Source organism: Solitalea canadensis DSM 3403, from assembly GCF_000242635.2.
GTDB lineage: Bacteria > Bacteroidota > Bacteroidia > Sphingobacteriales > Sphingobacteriaceae > Solitalea > Solitalea canadensis.
On sequence record NC_017770.1, the window covers coordinates 777,010 to 798,925 of the forward strand.

Annotated in this window: 20 protein-coding genes; 15 read left to right on the forward strand and 5 right to left on the reverse strand. The window is 37.8% G+C overall.

Annotation, left to right across the window (positions count from 1 at the left end; translation table 11 throughout):
- Nucleotides 1-37 precede the first annotated feature (37 nt).
- The 3 genes from SOLCA_RS03125 to SOLCA_RS03135 all read right to left on the reverse strand — a co-directional run bounded on the left by SOLCA_RS03125 (nucleotide 38) and on the right by SOLCA_RS03135 (nucleotide 2,614).
- Nucleotides 38-313, reverse strand: coding sequence for a hypothetical protein (locus SOLCA_RS03125; RefSeq protein WP_014678992.1), 276 nt, complete (start codon nucleotides 311-313; stop codon nucleotides 38-40).
- Nucleotides 314-416: 103 nt separating this feature from the next.
- Complete coding sequence (locus SOLCA_RS03130; protein WP_014678993.1) at nucleotides 417-1,553, reverse strand: nitrilase-related carbon-nitrogen hydrolase; 1,137 nt, start codon at nucleotides 1,551-1,553, stop codon at nucleotides 417-419.
- A 104-nt stretch (nucleotides 1,554-1,657) separates the two neighbouring features.
- Nucleotides 1,658-2,614 (reverse strand): quinone oxidoreductase family protein, encoded by a 957-nt coding sequence (locus SOLCA_RS03135; protein ID WP_014678994.1) that lies wholly within the window; start codon nucleotides 2,612-2,614, stop codon nucleotides 1,658-1,660.
- 194 nt (nucleotides 2,615-2,808) lie between these two features.
- Here SOLCA_RS03135 and SOLCA_RS03140 point away from each other — a divergent pair, with 194 nt between their 5' ends.
- The 10 genes from SOLCA_RS03140 (at nucleotide 2,809) to SOLCA_RS03185 (ending at nucleotide 15,802) form a co-directional block, all read left to right on the forward strand.
- Nucleotides 2,809-3,678: a carbon-nitrogen hydrolase gene (locus SOLCA_RS03140; RefSeq protein WP_014678995.1), complete on the forward strand. Its 870-nt coding sequence runs from the start codon at nucleotides 2,809-2,811 to the stop codon at nucleotides 3,676-3,678.
- 105 nt (nucleotides 3,679-3,783) lie between these two features.
- Nucleotides 3,784-4,137: a four helix bundle protein gene (locus SOLCA_RS03145; RefSeq protein WP_014678996.1), complete on the forward strand. Its 354-nt coding sequence runs from the start codon at nucleotides 3,784-3,786 to the stop codon at nucleotides 4,135-4,137.
- A 36-nt stretch (nucleotides 4,138-4,173) separates the two neighbouring features.
- Nucleotides 4,174-5,250: an agmatine deiminase family protein gene (locus SOLCA_RS03150; protein WP_014678997.1), complete on the forward strand. Its 1,077-nt coding sequence runs from the start codon at nucleotides 4,174-4,176 to the stop codon at nucleotides 5,248-5,250.
- A 75-nt stretch (nucleotides 5,251-5,325) separates the two neighbouring features.
- A complete protein-coding gene (locus SOLCA_RS03155; protein ID WP_014678998.1) occupies nucleotides 5,326-6,345 on the forward strand; it encodes a bile acid:sodium symporter family protein in 1,020 nt (339 codons plus the stop codon).
- A gap of 176 nt (nucleotides 6,346-6,521) precedes the next feature.
- Nucleotides 6,522-8,423, forward strand: coding sequence for an amidophosphoribosyltransferase (locus SOLCA_RS03160; RefSeq protein WP_014678999.1), 1,902 nt, complete (start codon nucleotides 6,522-6,524; stop codon nucleotides 8,421-8,423).
- Between the two features lie 140 nt (nucleotides 8,424-8,563).
- On the forward strand, nucleotides 8,564-9,160 hold the full coding sequence (locus SOLCA_RS03165; RefSeq protein WP_014679000.1) for an RNA polymerase sigma factor: 597 nt from the start codon (nucleotides 8,564-8,566) through the stop codon (nucleotides 9,158-9,160).
- Between the two features lie 133 nt (nucleotides 9,161-9,293).
- A complete protein-coding gene (locus SOLCA_RS22100; RefSeq protein WP_014679001.1) occupies nucleotides 9,294-10,322 on the forward strand; it encodes a FecR family protein in 1,029 nt (342 codons plus the stop codon).
- A gap of 7 nt (nucleotides 10,323-10,329) precedes the next feature.
- Nucleotides 10,330-13,716: a SusC/RagA family TonB-linked outer membrane protein gene (locus SOLCA_RS03175; RefSeq protein WP_014679002.1), complete on the forward strand. Its 3,387-nt coding sequence runs from the start codon at nucleotides 10,330-10,332 to the stop codon at nucleotides 13,714-13,716.
- Between the two features lie 20 nt (nucleotides 13,717-13,736).
- On the forward strand, nucleotides 13,737-15,206 hold the full coding sequence (locus SOLCA_RS03180; RefSeq protein ID WP_014679003.1) for a RagB/SusD family nutrient uptake outer membrane protein: 1,470 nt from the start codon (nucleotides 13,737-13,739) through the stop codon (nucleotides 15,204-15,206).
- Between the two features lie 26 nt (nucleotides 15,207-15,232).
- Nucleotides 15,233-15,802 carry a tyrosine-protein phosphatase gene (locus SOLCA_RS03185; protein WP_169313279.1) on the forward strand — a complete coding sequence of 190 codons (570 nt, stop codon included), beginning with the start codon at nucleotides 15,233-15,235 and terminating at the stop codon, nucleotides 15,800-15,802.
- Between the two features lie 76 nt (nucleotides 15,803-15,878).
- Here the strand turns inward: SOLCA_RS03185 and SOLCA_RS03190 are convergent, their stop codons facing one another.
- On the reverse strand, nucleotides 15,879-16,250 hold the full coding sequence (locus SOLCA_RS03190; RefSeq protein ID WP_014679005.1) for a VOC family protein: 372 nt from the start codon (nucleotides 16,248-16,250) through the stop codon (nucleotides 15,879-15,881).
- 15 nt (nucleotides 16,251-16,265) lie between these two features.
- Here SOLCA_RS03190 and SOLCA_RS23025 point away from each other — a divergent pair, with 15 nt between their 5' ends.
- Complete coding sequence (locus tag SOLCA_RS23025; protein ID WP_157604504.1) at nucleotides 16,266-16,409, forward strand: hypothetical protein; 144 nt, start codon at nucleotides 16,266-16,268, stop codon at nucleotides 16,407-16,409.
- A gap of 33 nt (nucleotides 16,410-16,442) precedes the next feature.
- Here the strand turns inward: SOLCA_RS23025 and SOLCA_RS03195 are convergent, their stop codons facing one another.
- On the reverse strand, nucleotides 16,443-17,057 hold the full coding sequence (locus SOLCA_RS03195) for a LysE family translocator (RefSeq protein WP_014679006.1): 615 nt from the start codon (nucleotides 17,055-17,057) through the stop codon (nucleotides 16,443-16,445).
- Between the two features lie 97 nt (nucleotides 17,058-17,154).
- On the opposite strand from SOLCA_RS03195, the gene SOLCA_RS03200 reads away from it, so the two are divergent.
- From SOLCA_RS03200 to SOLCA_RS03215, 4 genes are all read left to right on the forward strand, one after another.
- The gene (locus SOLCA_RS03200; RefSeq protein WP_014679007.1) at nucleotides 17,155-17,628 is read left to right on the forward strand and encodes a deoxycytidylate deaminase; all 474 of its coding nucleotides are present in this window, start codon (nucleotides 17,155-17,157) and stop codon (nucleotides 17,626-17,628) included.
- 101 nt (nucleotides 17,629-17,729) lie between these two features.
- The gene (guaA, locus tag SOLCA_RS03205) at nucleotides 17,730-19,259 is read left to right on the forward strand and encodes a glutamine-hydrolyzing GMP synthase (protein ID WP_014679008.1); all 1,530 of its coding nucleotides are present in this window, start codon (nucleotides 17,730-17,732) and stop codon (nucleotides 19,257-19,259) included.
- Complete coding sequence (locus SOLCA_RS03210) at nucleotides 19,216-20,478, forward strand: ABC transporter substrate-binding protein (protein WP_014679009.1); 1,263 nt, start codon at nucleotides 19,216-19,218, stop codon at nucleotides 20,476-20,478. Before guaA ends, SOLCA_RS03210 begins: the two co-directional genes overlap by 44 nt.
- Nucleotides 20,478-21,647 (forward strand): RsmB/NOP family class I SAM-dependent RNA methyltransferase, encoded by a 1,170-nt coding sequence (locus SOLCA_RS03215; protein ID WP_014679010.1) that lies wholly within the window; start codon nucleotides 20,478-20,480, stop codon nucleotides 21,645-21,647. The genes SOLCA_RS03210 and SOLCA_RS03215 overlap by 1 nt, the downstream gene beginning before the upstream one ends.
- The last annotated feature ends 269 nt before the right edge of the window (nucleotides 21,648-21,916 follow it).

Here is a 21,916-nt window from a genome sequence, read left to right on the forward strand (position 1 = left end):
ATAAAATATGAAAACAGCTATTAACTGCTAAAGCAAATTAGTCGATGTTTCCATACACGTTTCCGATCTTAAGATCTTCATCGACAACAGCTTTCCATTTAGTTACAAATTCATTAGCAAAAAAAGGAGTTTCAGCCTTCAGGCAGGAAACCTCGATCAGGTAATCTTTTTTTCGTTCTGTAAGTACAAAGCGAGCTATCTTGGTTCCATCATATTGAAAAACCAAAATATTCTCACGCTCAGAGATACATTCAGCATCAGGCTTACGACACATTTTAAATACAATCTCTATATTTTCAATTAATTCTATCATTTATTGATGATTATCCAGTTCAATATTAAACGGTGCAAAAATGAGATTATTTAGTGAGAAAATCAGGATGGTACGTATTTTTTGTGTGCTGAATAATTCATTTTTAAAGCCATATGTTAATCAACGCAGCTCCATCTATTATTTTGGAATGGTTCACAGTTTTGTTTTTAAGATAAATAACGCTACCGTCATCACCCAAGTCCCAAAGCTTGCCCCGTAAGAAAACATTAATCCCGTTTGATACAGTAGATTTTAGGGCACGACCACCCATACTGTATTTAAGCCACGCATCTTTTTCCGTAAGCTTTCCAATATCTGTTTTGTTTACATCAGCAGGTATTGCAGCTCCATTATACCCTTTCCACTTTGTCGACCAAAGATTGTCGGGTGCAGAAAAGGATGGAACAGCCAGTAAACTGGCTTTTTTGTTCTTTAAAGTTTCATATACAGCAGGATACCATGAATCTGCACAGATGACAACGCCTAAATTTCCGGCAGAAGTTTGATACACCGGAATGTTTTGCGCTTTGCCGGCACAAGTGAATATTTTCTCGTCATTGATTGGAAATGCTTTTATTGATAACGGATCTTTAAGTTTTCCATCTGGTCCGAATACGCCACAAACATTATATAAATTTCCTTTTTTGATTTTTAAACGACCAGCAGCAGAAACGGAAGGTTCCGGTAATACGATTGAACCTCCCACAACAGTAACTCCAAATTCCTTAGCCAGTTTAGAAAAAACACGTTCATAAATAGTAGCCATTTCCTCTGCTTTCATTAGAAAAACCGCATATTTTGCTTTGTCATCTGCCGGTGCACCGAAATAATTCTTAATAAAGGAAAGCGGATGTGTTAGCACAACGGTTGTAATAGCACTATTTACCGTTGGTGCTGAATAGACAGATGCTTTTTCATTTACCGCAACTAGCCAGGTTCCGGTATATTCCGGAAAAACAACAATGGTTTTGTCAGTTATAAATCCATTGTTCTTGGCTTCAGTTAAATATCCTGAAAGTTTGTTGTAAAAGATGGTTTCATTCGCATAATCAGCCGGGAGAAGATAGGGTTGAATGCCTAATAAATTTCCTTTGGCTGAATCCTGACCAACTACCTCAATGTTTTCCAGCTTTAATGAAGTGGGTTCAGTGGAAGTAATTCTGTCACTTTGCGCCCAAAGCTGGAACAAACCAATTAATACGACAACGAGGATGGCAATCTTGGTAAATTTGAATTTCATATAGGCAACTAACAGATACACTAATATAATAGTCTGTAGTTTAGAGTCAAGGGAGATGAGCTGAAATTTTTAATTCAAACCCTTCTCAATTGCCAGAAGAATTATTACGGAATCAATAAGATCTTTCCAGTACTTTTTCTGCTTTCAAGATAACGATGAGCATCCGCTCCTTCCGAAAGCCTAAATTTTGTGGGTTCATCCAGCTTGATTTGTCCGGCAATTATCCATTCAAATAACTGATTGGATCGTTTTATACGTTCTTCACCGGATGTAAGATAACTCCACAAATCACCACCGGTTAATGTTTTAGAAGTGTCCATTAGCATTCGAGGATCAACCGGAGCCGGATCGCCGCCCGACATGCCATAAAAAACAACATGACCGGTGTCTCTGGTTGCCGTAAAACTGTTGGTCAATGTTGAACCAACAGAATCGTAGGTTATGTGAACACCTTTGGTATAATTAATAACTTTTTCAACCCAGTTTTCACTATAAAGAAATATTTCATCTACACCTGCATGATGGGCGATAGCGGCCTTTTCTGGCGAGGATGTTAAGCCTATTACGGTTGCTCCTTTTAGCTTACAAATTTGAGTAAGTAACTGGCCAACACCACCTGCAACGGCATGAATCAATACAAATTCTCCTTGACTAACTGCATGACTGTCTGTCGCGAGGTATTGAGCGGTAAGACCCTGTAGTAAGGAAGCTGCCGCAGTTTCGAAAGTGATTTTTTCCGGGAGTGGAATCAAGTGGGTTTCTGGAACTGCCACTAAAGCAGCATTTGCAAAGGGGACATCAGCAAAGCCAACCCGATCACCAATTTTAAATTTTGATGAACCGTTGTTGTTGATTACAACACCTGCACCTTCATAACCTGCAATATAAGGTGGATTTCCTTTTAAGTGATAGTTGCCTTTCCGACGATAAACATCAGCGAAATTTAAGCCTATTGCTTTCAATTCTACCATTACCTCGCCTTGCTTAAGGTTTGGATCGGCTACTTCTCCATAATATAATACATCGGCATCGCCAAAACGATCAAAACACAATGCTTTCATAAATAGTAGTTAACAAAATTGTAAGTAAAGTATAAACAAATTTAGCTGAATAAGTTTTTATTAGGATTGGTGTTTTGTATGAATAGCTGTAATTACGTCATGTTATCTTCATATTATCTTCTTCATTGGTTCAATAATGAAATGCCAATTTAAAATTTCGTATTTTTGCGAAAATTTTAAAAACGAGATAAAAAGTGGTAAAAGTAGGATTAGTTCAAATGTCGTGCGTTAAAGAGCCGGCGATCAATCTTGAAAAAGCAATTGCAAAAATTCGTGAAGCTGCGGCTAAAGGTGCACAGATCGTTTGTTTGCAAGAACTTTTCACATCGTTATATTTTTGCGATGTAGAAGACTACGAAAACTTTAAACTGGCCGAACCGATTCCTGGTCCATCGACAGATGCTATACAGACAGTAGCTGCCGAATTAGGAGTAGTGGTTATCGCTTCGTTATTTGAAAAACGTGCGCAAGGCTTGTATCATAATACTACAGCCGTTATCGATGCTGATGGAACGTATTTGGGTAAATACCGCAAAATGCACATTCCAGACGATCCGGCATATTACGAGAAATTCTATTTCACACCGGGTGATCTTGGGTACAAAACATTTAAAACTAAGTTTGCCAATATTGGTATATTAATTTGCTGGGACCAGTGGTACCCGGAAGCTGCCCGTATTACTGCATTAAAAGGTGCAGAGATTTTATTCTATCCAACAGCTATCGGATGGGCTACTGCTCAGGATGAAGCCACCAATACTGAACAATATAATGCTTGGCAAACTATTCAACGCTCGCACGCTGTAGCAAACGGAGTTCCGGTTGTAAGTGTAAATCGTGTAGGTTTTGAACAAGACGGTGCTATGAAATTCTGGGGCGGATCATTCGTAAGCAATCCTTTTGGAAGTTTATTATACAAAGCTTCCCACGAGGAGGAAGAAGTAGCTGTAGTTGACATCGACTTAAAGAAAAGTGACAGCTACCGTACTCACTGGCCGTTCCTGAGAGATCGTCGTATCGATAGCTATCAGCCTATTACGAAAAGGTTTATTGACGAGGAGTAGTTTTTAGTCCATAGTCCATGGTCCATAGTCGATAGTGTATAAATTGAGGCTATAGAATGAATTGTTTAAAGTTGGTATATTTCGCCACTTAACATCTATTCTTTTATGGCTTTCAAATTTGAAAATTTACTAGTGTGGCGATGGTCAATGGATTTGAACGAACTGATCAATAATTTAGCTAAAACATTTCCCAAAGATGAGTTGTATATGTTGACTTCACAAATGAAAAGAGCTTCTGATTCAGTAGTTCTTAACATTGCAGAAGGATCAACTGGTCAAACTAATGCAGTTTTTAAACAATTTTTGGGTTATTCATTGAGATCTTTGATAGAAGTTGTGTCTTGTCTATTTATTGCAAAAAGACGAAATTATGTAGCAGAGCTTGATTTTGCTTGTTTATACGATAAGCATGAAACACTCAGTAAAATGATTACAAAGCTCAGAGATTCATTAAATTAACGGTTTACATACTATTTACATAAAATATAGGCATCTATGGACTATGGTCTATGGACTATTGACAAAACTATGCAAGCGATAAATACTCTTCCTGCCGGCTACCATTTCCCTGCCGAGTGGGCCAAACATACTGCAACCTGGTTAAGCTGGCCTCATAAAGAAGCTTCATGGCCGGGTAAAATTGATTCGATTTATCCTATTTATGCACAGTTTATTAAGGCTGTGGCTGAAGGGGAACAAGTTTATATCAATGTAAATGATGAACAAATGAAAGTATTCGCCACTTCTCAGTTAGAGAAGCAAGGTGTAGATCTTTCAAAAGTTTCTTTTTTTATACACCCAACTAACGATGCATGGTGTCGCGACCATGGTCCGGCATTTTTGATTAATCCTACGGAGAAAAAGAAATTGATTGTAGACTGGGGGTATAATGCATGGGGTGGTAAATATCCGCCGTTTGATCTGGATGATGTTATTCCTACCCGTATTGCAAAACATTATGATATTCCAGTTTATTATCCTGGAATTGTGATGGAAGGCGGTTCAGTTGATTTTAATGGGGCAGGAACAGTTTTAACAACAACAGCGTGTTTGTTGAATGAAAATAGAAATCCTCATTTAAACCAGGGACAGATCGAAGATTATTTACGCAGTTTTTATGGTGTAGAACAAGTGCTTTGGTTAGGTGATGGTATTGTTGGAGATGATACTGATGGTCATATTGATGATATTACCCGTTTTGTGAACGAAGATACAGTGGTAACGGTAGTGGAGCATAATAAAAGCGATGAGAATTATGAACTGTTGCAAGAAAACCTTCATGCATTAAATAAAATGCGTTTGTTGAATGGAAAACAGTTAAATGTTATCGAATTACCTATGCCAGATGCCGTTATCTATGATGATATGCGCTTGCCGGCTTCGTATGCTAACTTTTATATTTCAAATGCGGCAGTAGTAGTGCCAACCTATCGTTCAAAGAATGATCAGCTGGCATTGGATATATTAACTAAGTGTTTCCCTGACCGAAAAGTAATTGGATTAGATTCAACAGATATTATCTGGGGATTGGGAAGTTTCCATTGCTTAAGTCAGCAAGAACCTGCTGTATAAACGTTGATTTTAGCACCCAACCCTTGTTGAGAGAGTTAGGGTGTTAATTTGATCATAAAGAAATTAGATTTAGAGATGCCAAAAGAATCTTCGATAAAGCAAATAATATCAAAGTTAGGACTTGATGGATTTGTATTGGGGATACTTTCGGTAATCGTAATCGCCTACTTTATTCCCGGGCCAGGTATTATGCAGGGCCCTTTTTCATTAAAATCTATAGCCAATTACGGTGCTTCGCTGATTTTCTTTTTTTATGGTTTAAAGTTGAACCGAGCAAAACTAAAAAGCGGATTAAGTAATTGGAGACTTCACTTGATGGTGCAGGCATCCACCTATCTCATATTTCCAATTGTTGTTTTTACCGTTTACAAGTTGTTTGGAAACCAAAATGCACATTGGTTATGGGTAGGAGTACTATTCTTATCAGCAATACCATCCACGGTTTCTTCATCAGTGGTAATGGTATCAATTGGAGGTGGAAATATCCCAGGTGCCATTTTTAATGCGAGTATATCAAGTCTCATCGGAGTGTTTTTAACGCCATTTTGGATGGAAATCTTCTTTTCGTCAGGCTCAGGAACTTTTGATGTGTCTGATGTGGTGTTAAAGCTCATTTTGCAAGTGCTGGTTCCGGTAATTCTGGGATTAATACTGAATCCGAAGTTCGGAGCTTTTGCTGAGAAACATAAAACCAATTTAAAGTACTTTGATCAAACGGTTATTTTAATGATCGTTTATACTTCTTTTAGTGAATCTAACGCAGGACATGTATTTGAGGGTTATTCCATTACAGAATTGTTAACGTTAGGAGCGCTGATGGTTGTTTTATTCTTTGTAGTGTATTACATTATTTCCCTTTGTGCGTATCTATTGAAGTTTAAGCATGAAGACCGAGTTACGGCTGTTTTCTGCGGATCAAAGAAATCATTAGTGCATGGAACGGTTATGTCAAAAATAATCTTCGCCAATAATCCCTCATTAGGAGTTATCTTATTGCCTTTGATGATGTATCATGCTTTGCAATTGGTTATTTGCAGTTTTATAGCTCAAAAGATGGCTAAAAGAAGTAAGGAATTGGAAATTGCCGGCAACTAACAAGGTTGTAATCATAATTAATGGATAATTTTAAATTATTGTTTCTCAGTAGATTGTCATCTTTTAGGTAGATAAATCGCCAACACAAAACTTATCCTCAATAAAAGTGTTTCTTCAATAAATAATTAGTAATTTTGCGACCTTAATTTTGGAGCTTTCCAGAGGACAGAAAATTCATGAGTGACGCGATTAAACACGAGTGCGGTATTGCACTAATCCGATTACGTAAACCCCTGAGTTATTATCAGGAAAAATACGGAACGGCACTGTACGGTTTAAATAAGCTGTATTTAATGATGGAGAAACAGGTTAACCGTGGACAAGACGGCGCCGGAATCGCAACCATCAAACTGGATATCGAACCAGGAAATCGATACATTAGCCGCCAACGCTCTACTTCTTCAAGGGCGGTTACCGAAATCTTCGAATACGTTTTAGGCAAATACGCCGACTTACACCGCAAAAATCCCGAATTACTTCATGATGCTGAATGGTTAAAAGAAAACATGCCTTTTATGGGCGAAGTTCTTTTGGGTCACTTGCGTTATGGTACTCACGGACAAAACAGCATTGAAAACTGTCACCCGTTTTTGCGTCAGAACAACTGGCAAACACGGAATCTTGTAGTTGCAGGTAACTTCAACATGACCAATGTTGATGAATTATTAGCGCAATTATATGAGTTGGGACAGCACCCGAAGCAAAAAGCGGATACGGTAACCGTATTGGAAAAGATCGGTCACTTTTTGGATGATGAAAATCAAAAATTATTTGATGCCTATAAAAAAGAAGGGTATTCAAATGTTGAAATATCAAAACTGATTGCAGATAACCTGGATGTAAGCAATATCTTAACCCGCTCAGCAAAAACCTGGGATGGTGGTTATGCTATTTGTGGATTGATGGGACACGGAGATGCATTTGTGATGCGTGATCCTTCAGGTATTCGTCCTGCGTTCAAATACATTGATGATGAAGTGATAATTGTAGCTTCTGAGCGACCAGCTATTCAGACTGCGTTTAACGTACCTGTTGAAGCAATTACTGAAGTTCAGCCGGGCCATGCTTTAATCATTAAAAAAGATGGAACCATCTCAGAAGAAATGTTCCGTGAACCTTTAGAACGTAAATCATGTTCGTTTGAACGTATTTATTTTTCGAGAGGAAGTGATACTAGTATCTACAGAGAGCGCAAGCAATTGGGTAAATTATTAGTACCTGCAATCCTGGATTCTGTAGATGGCGATCTGAAAAACACGGTATTCTCATTTATTCCAAATACTGCAGAAGTTGCATTCTACGGAATGGTAGAGGGAGTTCATGATTATGTTCGTTGTCGTCAAAAAGATTTGTTCAAAAGTAAGCAACAGCATACGGATGAGCAGATTGAAGAAATATTGAATTTAAAACCTCGTGTTGAGAAACTGGCAATTAAAGATGCCAAGCTTCGTACATTCATTACACAAGATTCTGATCGTAATGACTTAGTAAATCATGTATATGATGTTACTTACGGGGTAATTAATAAAGGTGTGGATAATTTAGTCGCGATCGACGACTCAATTGTTCGTGGAACAACCCTAAAACAAAGTATTATCCGCATATTAGACCGTTTAGGTCCTAAGAAGATCGTGATCGTTTCTTCGGCTCCTCAAATTCGTTATCCCGACTGTTATGGTATTGATATGAGCCGCATGGGTGAATTCGTGGCGTTCCAAGCTGCTATTTCTTTATTGAAAAAAGCGGGAAAAGATCACATCATTCAGGATGTTTATCAAAAATGTAAAGCGCAGTTCGACCTTCCGAAAGAAGAAGTGAAAAACTATGTAAAAGAGATCTATGCTCCGTTTACTGATGAGGACATATCTGCTGAGATTTCACGTATTGTAACTCCAGAAGGCATTAATGCTGAAGTTCAGGTAATTTATCAGACACTTGATAGTTTACATACTGCTTGTCCAAACGACTTAGGCGACTGGTATTTCTCAGGCGATTATCCAACTCCGGGAGGAAATAAAGTGGTAAATAGAGCATTTATCAACTTTATGGAAGGTAGAAATCAACGAGCATACGCTTAACCGTATTCGTTAAAATAATTAGAGCGTGCAAGGATTTTCTTTGCACGCTTTTTTATTCCTTATGGATCAACATTTAAGGGTCAGTTTTTTATTTATAATGTTTTTTACATCTTCGTTGAATTTTTATCCTCATCTGACCCTTGGAGAAGATTTACTCAAATACAGATTTTGAATTATGGTTGGCTTTTAAGCAAGGCAATATGGCGGCTTATGAGCGTATTTACACCCTTCACATCAATAGTTTGTATGAGTATGGATCAAGGTTTGGAAAAGATGAAGAAATAGTAAAAGATTGTATTCAGGATCTTTTTGTTAAAATCTGGACTAACCGAAATTCTTTAACAGACGTAATTTCCATCCGTAATTACCTCTTTACTTCGCTGAGGGGCCAATTATTCAATAGGCTTGAAAGAGAAAAGAAAATTATCTATGATGATAATATAGAGGATAATTATGATTTTGAAATGGTTTTTCCTACAGAAAACCGTTTGATAGCCATTGAAAAAGATAAAAGGCTGACAGGTAAAATGGCAGCAGCATTGGATAAGCTTTCTCCGCGCCAGAAAGAATCTATCTACCTTCGATTTTATGAGGGCCTGAGTTACCCTGAATTGGCTCAAGTGATGAACATTTCTGTTAAATCTTCTTATAAACTGATCGCAAAAGCGCTGGATTCGTTAAAAGAACATGTCGATCCTTCTGATATTTATTTGTTTTTACTTTCGGTTTATAAATAATTTCTCACTTTAATTTACTCATAATTAGCTATTTAAATCTTTTTTTAAATTTTTATGAAAAAAGAGGGATAAAAAGTGACTGCTGCCTGTCTTTAGAAAGAACTCCTTAAGTAGTTCATTCTAAGATTACAGTATGCAAGAAGATTATAAAGGTTTTTTAGCCGATGATTTTTTGAAGGACGATTTATTCCTTCAGTGGTTAAAGGGGACAGATAAAGAAATAAAAAACACTTGGGAAAAATGGTATCAGTTGAATCCTGATCGTCAATCTCATGTGGATGAAGCCAGATTAAAATACAATCAACTGATTTCTTTTCAAAAAAAGGAGCTTTCTTCAATAGATCAAAAAGCTATTTGGAACACAATTGAAGAACAACACCTACGATCAGCTTCTCAAAAAATTAGTTCATTACAGTTATTACGCCGTATTGCGGCCATATTTATAGTTTTTGCAGTTTTTGGTGCAGGGGTAATTTATTACTACAAGAACTTCTACTCAGTGATTAAAGTACTAACCGGAAACGGGGAATTAATAACCTACCAATTGCCCGACAGCTCGGTAGTTACCTTAAATGCCAATTCCAAATTAACTTATTCACGCAACTTTTTATCTAATGTGGTTCGTGAGGTTTGGGTAGAAGGAGAAGCGTTTTTTAATGTAACACATAAAAAAACAAATCAACGATTTATTGTACACACACACGATCTTAATGTTGAGGTACTAGGAACCACCTTTAATGTTAAACGTCGCAGAGGAATATCAAATGTAGTGCTAGCTACCGGAAAGATAAGACTCGTGTTTACCGATGAAAAACATCAACCCATGTTTATGAGACCAGGAGATATGGTTGAATATACACCTTCAGAGAATAAAATAGCTAAAAGACATACAGCAAGTGTGGAAGTTGTGGCAAAATGGAGAGAGAAAATTTTCGTTTTCAACAGCACTCCTTTTGCCAAAGTAGCTGAAGAATTAGAAGAAGTGTATGGCTATGAAATTATAATAGAAGATAGTGAGATAGCTCGCAAACATGTGTCGGGTACCTTAAACGCCCAAAGCGACGCAGAGCTGTTAAGCACGTTATCAACATTACTGAATGCTGAGATCATCAAAAATGATAAACAGTTGATCGTTAAATCAAAGATCCATCCTAACCAATAGTATATTTATGAGAAAAGTTCTACAAAAAGGCATAGTAGGAGCGTGCGTAATCAGCATGACTGTTGCTCCAAGCTATGCAAAACTGACGCAGTTAACCATAGCGGGAATTGCCAGTCAGAAGAAGGCATCCGTTAGTGAAACTAAAAAGGTAACGGAAATGCAAACATTAAATGAGGTACTTACAGGTCTTTCCAAATCGTTAAATGTCCATTTTATTTTTGTGGATGATGATTTGGCCAATAAGCTTGTCATTGCCCCTGCATTTTCCGGTAAAAAATCGGATAAAGCATCCCTTGAAAAAACGTTGGACGATTTATTAGCCAGCTACTCATTAACTTCTAAGAAGATCTCTGAAAAACAGTATGTGATTTCTCGTTTGACAGAGCCTGTGAACACGACAGAAAAAGAAGAAAGCATTGTTGTTGTTCCGACAATAACAGCTGTTACGCCTGATGTTACTGTAAAAAATGATGTAATTGATGAAAAAGTAGTTTCTGGTACGGTTACAGATGCTGTAGATGGATCTCCATTACCAGGTGCATCGGTTAGTGTTAAGGGCAGCAGCATAGGAACTTCTACAGATGTAAACGGAAAGTATTCACTTAAAGTTCCATCCGAAACTGCTGTATTAGTGATCAGTTACCTTGGTTATAATGCTAAAGAAGTTACTGTAGGTACTAACACAACTATTAATGTTCATTTAACGCCTAATTCAAAAGGATTGCAAGAAGTGATTGTTGTTGCTTATGGTACACAAAAGAAAGCTTCAGTAATTGGTTCTGTAGCGAATTTAAGTTCAAAAGCATTTGAAAATTCACCAAGGGTAAGTGCACAGGAATCGTTGCAAGGAAATGTAGCAGGTGTGCAGGCATCAAATGGTTCAGGACAACCGGGTTCGGTTCCCAGTATCCGTATTCGCGGTATCGGTTCAATCAATGCAAGTTCATCGCCATTATATGTAATTGATGGGGTGCCGGTAGTAGCCGACGATCTTACTAGTTACAATACGAATACTATCGCAGGTTTAAACAGTTCAGATATTGAATCAATAAGTGTGTTGAAAGATGCGACAGCCGCCTCGTTATATGGTTCGCGAGCTGCCAATGGTGTAATTTTAATTACTACTAAATCGGGTAAAGCTGGAAAAACACGCTTTAACGCTTCTTTTCAGCAAGGGGTGAATAGACTTACTAATTCTGATGCTACTAAACCGTTAAATACCACCGAAGCCTTAGAATTAATTCGTGAAGGCTGGCTTAATTCAGGTAAAACTGCTGCAGATTTTGATGCAGAGATCATTAAACAAAAAATTAATTCTTCAGTAAATACAGATTGGAGGAATGAGCTTACCCGTGCCGGAAATTATAACCAATTTGATCTTTCTGCTTCAGGTGGAAGTGAAAAAACTACTTATTTCTTGTCGGGAGGATATTATGATGCCAAAGCACCTTTAAAAGGCGTGGATTATAAAAGAACAACAGCAAGGGTTACATTAAATACACAAGCTACAGAGCGACTTTCATTTAATAGCAACCTTAGCTTTAGTTATCAAAAGTCTAATACGGTGTCAGATGCCGGAGCATTTGCCAACCCGGTTCGTGCAATGTATCGTTTGCAACCATGGTTAACGGTTTATAACAACGACGGATCGTATAATTTCAGTTATAACAGTGGTCATAACCCTGTTGCCACAATTAATGAAACTTATAGAAGAGGTACCAGTAGTGCTTTTTTAGGGAAAATTGGCGGTAAATATAAGTTTGCAGATTTCCTGATGTTTGAAAGTAATGCCAGTTTGGATTACAATAACGCAGGAATCGACCGTTTTCAGTCGCCACTATTTGGTGATGGAAAGAATGTAAATGGACGTTCATTAACAGGAACTGACGTTTGGCAAAACTGGAACACAACGAACATCTTGCGTTTCAATAAAGTACTTGATGAAAAGCATAATTTAAGTGCATTCGTAGGCTATGAAGCACAACGAATTACCGGAAAAGGAAGTGCGACAGAGTATACTAATTTATTGCCCGGCAAAACGAGTCCGGCTACTGGTTCAACGCCGCAAAATGTAACACCGCTGAACACCGAAAGCACATTGACAGGTTTGTTTTTAAGTGCAAACTATGGATATAATGATCGCTATTTAATGAGCGCATCAGTTCGTCGTGATGGTTCATCCCGTTTTGGTGCCAATAAGCGATACGGAACATTTTGGTCTTTGGGAGCTGCATGGAATATTCATAATGAAAGTTTTATGAAAGATGTTAACCTGGTTAGTGAGTTAAAGCTTCGTTCGAGCTACGGCGTAAATGGTAACCAAGGTATTAGCAATTTTGCTGCGAGAGGATTATTTGGTAGTGGATATGACTATGACAGCCAACCAGGATACATACAAACACAGTTTGCAAATAACAATTTAACCTGGGAAGAAAACCGTCCGTTTAATGTCGGACTAGATTTTGGGATTTTCAAAGACCGTATCAGTGGTACTGTTGAATATTATGAGCGTAGTACAACCAAATTGTTGTTAGATGTTTCAGCATCAGCTATCAATGGTTTAACAAGCTACAGTGACAACTACGGTTCAATGAAAAATAGTGGAATTGAAATGTCCTTAACTACTCAGAATATCCGTCCTGATGAGGCTAGGGGCTTTAGTTGGAAAACAGACTTGAATTTTTCTACCCTGAAAAATAGAATTACCGGTTTGGTAAACCCAATGACAGGAACATTTAACCGCGAAGTAGGATTAGATTTTTATCAGTTTTACATGGTGGGGTATGCAGGTGTAGATCCGCAGTCAGGCGAATCATTATTCTATGTTGATGGAACTAAATCGGCCACCACGAAGGATTACACACAAGCACAACGCTTTAACCAGGGATCAGCATTGCCAAAGTTCTTTGGCGGTATTACCAACTCATTTAGCTATAAAGGTGTTGAACTGAGTTTTCAGTTTTATATGAACTGGGGTAATAAACTCAGAAATGGATGGGGTACCAGTCAGGAGTCTGATGGTGGTGATAAATTCAGCTCTACAGGAAGCGTAACACGTTATACTTACGAACACCGTTGGCAGAAACCGGGTGATGTGACCGATGTTCCAAGATTCTTGTACGGAGGCCCAACTGCTGAAAGCTCAACGCGTTTCTTGTTAGATGGTAGTTATGTCCGTTTAAGAGATGTATCATTAACCTACACATTACCTGCAACATTTACTAATAAGTTTAAAACAGATAAAGTTCGCTTGTATGTAAGAGGAAATAATCTTTGGACTTACATCAAAGACAAGCGCTTGATTTTTGATCCGGAAGTTCCAATTGAAGGGAACCTTGATCAGCGCGCTCCTGTTTACAAAACCGTATTAATGGGCTTAGATATCTCATTTTAATTCTAATCAAGAAGACTTTTATGAAAACCAATTATAAAATAGTAACGCTGTCTGTAGCACTATTAGCGGCTTTCAGCAGCTGTAATAAAGACTTTTTAGAAACTAATCCGCAGAACTCAACCTCTGTTGAAGAAGCAATTGTTGATGTAAACGGAATGAGAGCAGCTATTTATGGAAGCTATTCATTAATGCAGAGCGATTTTTACTACGGACGTTCATTTGTGTTTTATCCGGATGTAATGAGTGATAATGTGTACATCAGCTCAAAAAACAGTGGACGATACGAAAAAAACGATCAGTATGCTATACGTGCAAATGATGCATACGCCCGGGATACATGGAACCAGATTTATAGAGTGATTGCAAACAGCAATGTTATTTTAGATAAAAGTAAATCGGTTATTGCAATTTCCACAGACAGTATTGAACGCAGACAAATTATTGGTGAAGCTTATGCATTAAGAGCATTAGCTTATCATGATTTGGTTCGTTTATATGCACAACCTTATAATTTCACTGCAGATGCAAGTCATTGGGGGGTGCCTTTATTTACGAAGGCAGTTTATGAGAAGGGTAGTGTGGCAAATTTAGGCAGATCATCAGTAAAAGAAGTATATGTACAAATTGCTAAAGATTTAGATAGCGCGATCAATAATTTGCCAGAGCGATTAAGAGCTAAAGGTGCCAATTTAGATGCTAAGTATAAAGGCCGTCTAAATCTGTTTGGAGCAAAAGCACTAAAAGCGAGAGTCGCATTATACATGGGTGATTATGCTACTGCAGTTTCACTGGCCACAGAAGTAATCAACAAAAAATCACTGTACACTTTATTGCTAAATGATAAATATGTTAGTGATTTCAAGTTAAATAATAATACAGAAACCATTTTTGAGGTAGTAAATACCAACATTGATAATATGGGAACTAACAGTTTGGTTCATTTTTATAATCAAAGTGGGTATGGCGATGCATTGGCTTCAGATGATTTATATAACGCTTATGCTAAAACCGATGTTCGTCGTTCATTTATGCAAAAAGGGACCCGAAAAGATGGTGAAACCAATGCAAGTTTGGTAATTAAGTATACATCCACATCTACCCGTGATGAAAGCATGAAAGTAATGCGATTGGCAGAAATGTACCTGATTAGGGCTGAGGCTAATATCAAGTTAGGAAACGATGCTCTTGCCCTTGCAGATATAAGTGTTATCGCTAAACGTGGTGATAAAGATGCAGTTGATATTGTTGTTCCGTTAGAAGGATTAATGGGCACATTACTAGCCGAGCGAAGAAAGGAGTTTCCGTTTGAAGGGCATCGATTATTTGATTTAAATCGTAATGGCTTCAATTTTACCAAGTTTAGGACAGGCGGAGAAACCATTAATGTTACCTATCCTAATCAGCGTGTGATCCTGCCGATCCCTCAAAGTGAATTGGATGCGAATCCTTCAATAAGAAGTCAGCAGAATCCCGGATATGGCGGATTATAATTTAAATAGAGGATTTTAACATGAAAATGTATAAAAGAACATTTGTGTTAGCAGGGTTGTTATTGGTGCTTTGTGTAAGCAATGCAGGTGCTCAAACGTTAACACGTTCTGAAAAATGGGGTAAACCTGTTGAACGTAATTACCTGCATAACTTATACAGCATATGTGAAACTGTATTTAGGTCGGAGCAACCAGATAGCCTGGCATTTTCAGAATTATCAACAATGGGGGTAAAGAGTATATTAAATCTTCGTGATAAACATAGCGACAGTAAGTTGGTGGGTGGACTTCCGCTGAACCTTTACAATGTTAATATGAAGGCAAGCGATTTTTCTGATAAAGAAATAGTTGAATCATTACAGATTCTTCATAAATCGCCGAAACCGGTTTTGGTGCATTGTAAGCACGGTTCTGACCGAACTGGTGTTGTGATTGCAATGTATCGCATTGTTTTTCAAAACTGGACTAAAAAAGAAGCGATTGATGAAATGATCAACGGAAACTATGGATTCCATCAAAAATACACTAACATACCACTTTACATAGAACAAGTGAATGTTGAAAAAATCAGGCAATTGGTGTTTTCAACTAATTAATCAGTCAGAGCGACCCAAAAAATAAAGGATGCAAATTTTTGCATCCTTTATTTTTTATATAAAGAGATATCATCTTTTAATGATGAGAATGTAAGCCTATTTTGTTGCCTTCTGTGTCAAGGATAAAAGCGTAATAACCGTGTTCGGGTGAAATAATGGTTTTAGGCTTGTTTATTAACCCACCAGCTCCTTCCACTTTATTGAGAACCACACTTAAATCGTCACCACAATTAAGGTAAATAACCACGCCCTGATCATTCGGATGGTACGTTTTGCCTGAAACGATTGCCCCACTTACACTCCCCGCCTCACTTGGAAAAAAACCAAGCCGGTCATTATCCATAAGCATATCAACCATTTCAAAATCCAAGATGTGAGAGTAGAATTTTCGCGCCCGCTCAAAATCATTTACGGGAATCTCGAACCAGTTTATTGTGTGTTTTGACATAGCGTAGGAATTTAGATGAAGTTAAATTTACGGAAATTCGGACTAACCGCAAAGACAAGCGATTATGGGTTACGGATTACGAGTTACTGGTTATTATTAAATATCTATTTAGGTGTCTATGAGCCAATGAATCGTGAATTAATAATGACTTTTTCTTAACCCGAAACACGCAACCAATAACTCGTAATTATCCTAAACGTGCTTAAGTACAACAGGAATTAAAAGTCTGAAAATGGCATATCCGGCAATTACGGTTCCGGCAATGCGATTTAACCAGGAGATGTGGCGTTCATTAATCTTACTGCGGTATTTGCTCACAAAGTATGATTTTCCAATATCAGAGCTTAAAATGGTGAGGGAGGTAGCGGCTAAAAAGCCTATGAGTTCGGAGTGGGTGTAGGATTCGGTAAATTTGGTGGAGATTGTAATCCAATAAAACAACATCATTGGGTTAAGCATGCACATTAAAAAACCTTTGAAAAAATAGGCGGTGTTCTTTAATGCCTTCGTTGGTTCGTTGGAAATCTTAACCTTTTTGATGATATAATAAATTCCGATACCCAGCAAAAAAGTGCCACCGACGATGTAAATTATTTGTCGGTACCGCTCTTCCAAACCTATTAACAGGCTGAATACTACGGCTAATACGATATAGATTACATCACTTAAGAATACACCAAAGGCAAAATAAATCCCAGACCTAAAACCCTTACTAATACTGATTTTAAGGAGTGAAAAAAAAGTGGGCCCGGTAAGTAGAGAAAGCACAAATCCAACAAGTATTCCAGTAATAATGGCCAATAGCATCAGTGAGTTTCCAAAAGGTTTCGGTAAAAATCTTATTTATCGCTTAAAAACCCAAATAAATTGTGCTTATTTTGGAGATTATTTCTTAACAATTTTAATGAAGCGACCAGCATTCGACGATATTTTCATGCACTTAGCCTCCGACTTAGCGGGGCGTTCACATTGTGTAAAAGCCCGGGTTGGAGCGGTTCTTACAAAAGATACCCGCATTATTTCAATAGGTTATAACGGCCCACCGGCAGGCACTCACAATTGTGATGAGGAATGGCCGGAGCACGGATGTGCGAGGGATTCAAAAGGGAGTTGCTCGTTAGCTCTTCATGCAGAAGAAAACGCCATTTTATATGCAGCTAAGAATGGAGCTTCATTGGAGGGGTCAAGCCTCTATGTGACATTGTCGCCTTGCCTGCCTTGTGCACGATTAATTTATGCTTCAGGTATAAAAAAGGTTCAGTTTTTAAACTCTTATGCTGAATATAAAGGTTTGTCAAGTGATGAAGGTGTTGACTTTTTAAGAAAGTTCGGCGTTGAAGTCACAAAGTATGTTGCTGAAGAGGTGATTAATGAATAATGAGGCAATGAAACATAAAGAATGAGACTGTTAATAGATTCAATCTTCAAACTATTCACTATTTCTGTTAACTTTTAAAGCTGAAAATCCTATCTTTGCCCATGCTTGAAAAAATTATCATTCTCGACTTTGGCTCTCAGTATACCCAATTAATTGCCAGGAGAGTCAGAGAACTCAATGTTTATTGCGAAATCCACCCTTATAATCACCTTCCCGAATTTGATGATACTGTTAAAGGTGTAATTCTATCAGGTTCACCGCATTCTGTACGCGACGAAAACGCACCTGAAGTTGACCTTTCATTATTTCATCAAAAATACCCTTTATTAGGTGTTTGTTATGGAGCGCAATATTTGGCGCAAAAAATGGAAGGCAATGTATTGCCGTCAAAGATCAGAGAATATGGCCGTGCTAATTTGAGCACCATCAACAATGATCATGAATTGTTGAAAGGCCTTTCAGACAATACCCAAGTGTGGATGTCACATGGTGACACCATTGCCGAAGTTGCGGATAATTTTGAAGTAATTGCCAGTACCGACAGCGTTCATGTTGCGGCATTCCATATTAAAGACACTAAAACTTACGGAATTCAGTTTCACCCGGAGGTAACTCACTCTTTGGAAGGAAAATTGTTGTTAGATAATTTCCTTGTTCAGGTTTGTGGCTTATCACAAGACTGGACACCGAATTCATTCATTGAATCTACCATTGCTGACCTTCAGGAAAAAATCGGAAACGATAAAGTAGTGTTAGGTCTTTCAGGAGGAGTAGACTCAACTGTTGCTGCTGTTCTTTTGAACAAAGCGATTGGCAAAAATCTATATTGTATTTTTGTTGATAACGGACTGTTGCGTAAGGATGAGTTCGAAGGCGTATTGAAACAATACGAAGGAATGGGCTTAAATGTAAAAGGTGTTGATTCAAAACAACGCTTTTATGATGCATTAGCCGGCATTTCTGATCCTGAAAAAAAACGTAAAGCAATTGGTCGTGTATTCATTGAAGTGTTTGATGATGAAGCACACAAAATAGAAGACGTAAAATGGTTAGGACAAGGTACAATTTACCCTGACGTAATTGAGTCAGTTTCGGTAAAAGGACCTTCAGCAACCATTAAATCACACCATAACGTGGGTGGTTTACCCGACTTCATGAAATTGAAGGTAGTTGAACCATTACGTTTATTATTTAAAGACGAGGTTCGTCGAGTAGGTAAAACCCTTGGGATTTCAGATGAGTTGTTAGGACGTCATCCTTTCCCTGGTCCGGGTTTGGCAATTCGTATTTTAGGAGACATCACTCCTGAGAAAGTTGCTATTTTACAGCAAGCGGATAAAATTTACATCGACAATTTACGTTCATCAGGTTGGTATGATAAAGTTTGGCAAGCAGGAGCAATTTATCTTCCTGTACAGTCAGTAGGAGTAATGGGCGATGAGCGTACATATGAAAATGTAATTTGCCTTCGTGCAGTTGAATCAGTAGACGGTATGACTGCCGATTGGAGCCATTTACCTTACGAGCTATTAGCCAAAATATCAAACGAAATCATCAATAACGTAAAAGGAATTAACCGCGTTGTATATGACATCAGTTCTAAGCCGCCAGCTACCATTGAGTGGGAATAAAATATTAAGTGCAGCTATTTTAATGGCTGCACTTACCATAAGTTCTTGTTCGAAAAAAGTAGCACCTCCATCAGCTCCAACTCAGCCTGAAACTTCTGCAAAAGAGGTTCAGAAGGAAACTGCTAAAGAGCCTGCTGTATTTTCAAGAAATTCAAACAAACAGCCGGTAATTTCTTTAGTATTACCATTTAATGTTGATAAGGTTGATCTTACCAGCGCAAGTACTAAAAAAGATCTGGAACCATCTGCTACTGCTTTGGATTTTTACCAGGGTTTTCGCTTGGGGCTTGATTCAGCTACACAGAACGGAGATAAGGTTAAACTAATGGTTTATGATAGTAAAGACGACTCGGCTGCTGTTCGTAACCTTGCGCGTTCTCAGTCTATCATTAATAGCAACTTGGTTATCGGGCCACTGTTTCCTTCAGAAATTCGTGCATTTAATCCTGTAGCCGAAGAAAATCAACAATACTTTGTCTCTCCTCTTTCTCCACGTGTAGTGGTTAAAGGCAATCCATATTTTATCGTACCTGTTTGTCCGATGGAAATTCATGCACGTAAAGCTGCAGAGTTTATCATTAAAAAGTTTGAGACAAGCCGCTTAATGATCTTGAAAGGAAGCGATTCTGATGAAGATAACTTTGTTAAGCCCTTTAAATCAGCTTTTGAAGAGCAAAGTATAGGAACAACCATCAGCGAGTATAGAACTACTTCAAATATTTTTGACCCTATTACTACTAAGCTGGTAAAAGATCAGAATAACATTCTATTGATTTCTTCAGCTAATAAAGCTTTTTGGCAAGCGCTATTGAAATTCCTGGATAAAAATGCAAATGATTACAAATTCACTGTATTTGCCTATCCTGGTTCTGAGAAGTTGGCTACCTCATTGGGATTAAAGAATTTGCAGAAGTATAATGTCTATTTTACTTCTTCGTACCACATTGAAAAAACAGACCCTGCAACTGCGGCATTTTTTGGCAGATACAAGCAAGTATATGCATCTGAGCCTAATGAATATGCAATTAAAGGATTTGATATAGGCTTTTTCTTTGCTAAGTTGTTATCATCGCATATGCGTGATTATGACAAGCATATGGGGAAATTTTATAATGGTATCCATAATAATTTTCAGTTTGTGAAAACAGAAAATGGTTATTTGAACGAAAGTTTAAAAGTATTAAAGGTTGAAAACTCAAAGTTTGTAGAACAGAAATAATGAGGTTTGACAACCAGTTACGTATTGCGGCATCCATCATCGAAGAGTATACCTTTGAAATGCCGCTTTCCCGTTTTTTAGCGAATTACTTCCGCAAGAATAAACAAATGGGGTCAAAAGACCGTAAAACGGCCGCTGACCTTGTATATTCATTTTTCCGACTGGGTGTTTCTTTGCCAGATAGATCTGTAGAAGAGCGTTTATTGATCGCACAATTTCTTTGCAGGTCGTCATTTAGCCCTTTATTGGATCAATTACAACCTGTATTTAATCAACAAATCGAATTGCCACTAATTGAGAAAGTGGCCTATCTTAAAAAGTTGTATGCAGAGTTTGATATAAATGCCTTATTCCCATTTATAGATGAGGTTTCAGAAGGTATTGATAGCGAATTGTTCCGCCTTTCACATCTTAATCAGCCTAAGCTTTTTATTCGCATAAGAGAAGGAAAGACAGCTATTGTGCGGGCAAAATTGCGCGAGTTAGAGATTTCTTTTGATGAGATTTCTTCCACTTGTTTTTCATTTAAAAATACCACCAAACTGGATCACCTGTTTGAAGGAGAGATCCCTCGTCCGTTTGAAATTCAGGATTTGAGTTCGCAGCAGACAGCAACCTATTTCCAACCAACAAAATGGGAAAGCTGGTGGGATTGTTGTGCAGCTTCTGGTGGTAAATCACTAATGCTGTATGAACAAGAGCCGTCCATAAAATTACTGGTTTCAGATATCAGGGAGAGCATTCTTAATAATCTCGACGAGCGTTTTGCTGCCGCAGGAATTACTTCTTATCACAAAAAGGAGATAGATCTTACCAAAGCCTTGGAACCTTTTCTGGTGGATAGGGAATTTGATGGAATCATTTTGGATGCGCCATGTAGTGGTTCAGGTACCTGGGGACGAACTCCAGAGATGATTACAGCTTTTGAGCCGCAAAAAATAGAATGGTTTAGCTCTTTGCAGAAGAAGATAGCTGCTAATGTTTCCAAATGGCTTAAACCCGGAAAGCCGCTGATCTATATAACCTGTTCAGCTTTTAAACAAGAAAATGAAGTTGTAATGGATTTCATTTGCAATGAACTTGGATTTGAGTGTGAACGTTTTGAATTATTAAAGGGATATAAAAACGCTGCGGATACCATGTTTGTGGCCCGTTTGATAAAGAAGTAGGGGAGGCTCGCCAAGCCGCAGAGTCGCAAAGATTATGACCATGTCTACAAATTGCCCGAAAAATCAAAATTAAATTTCGTTAAGTTGTCTTTGGTGATAATTGATGTTTTGTTAAGAAGACATTATTTATAACTAAGTATCGAATTTTATAAATCTTGTTAATCTACTTGTTTAGTAGATTAATTCTTTCCTATATTTGCAAAGTCTACTAAAGAAGTAGATTATTGATTGAAGTTCGATATAAAGAAAAAGAAAAGTATGAAATTACC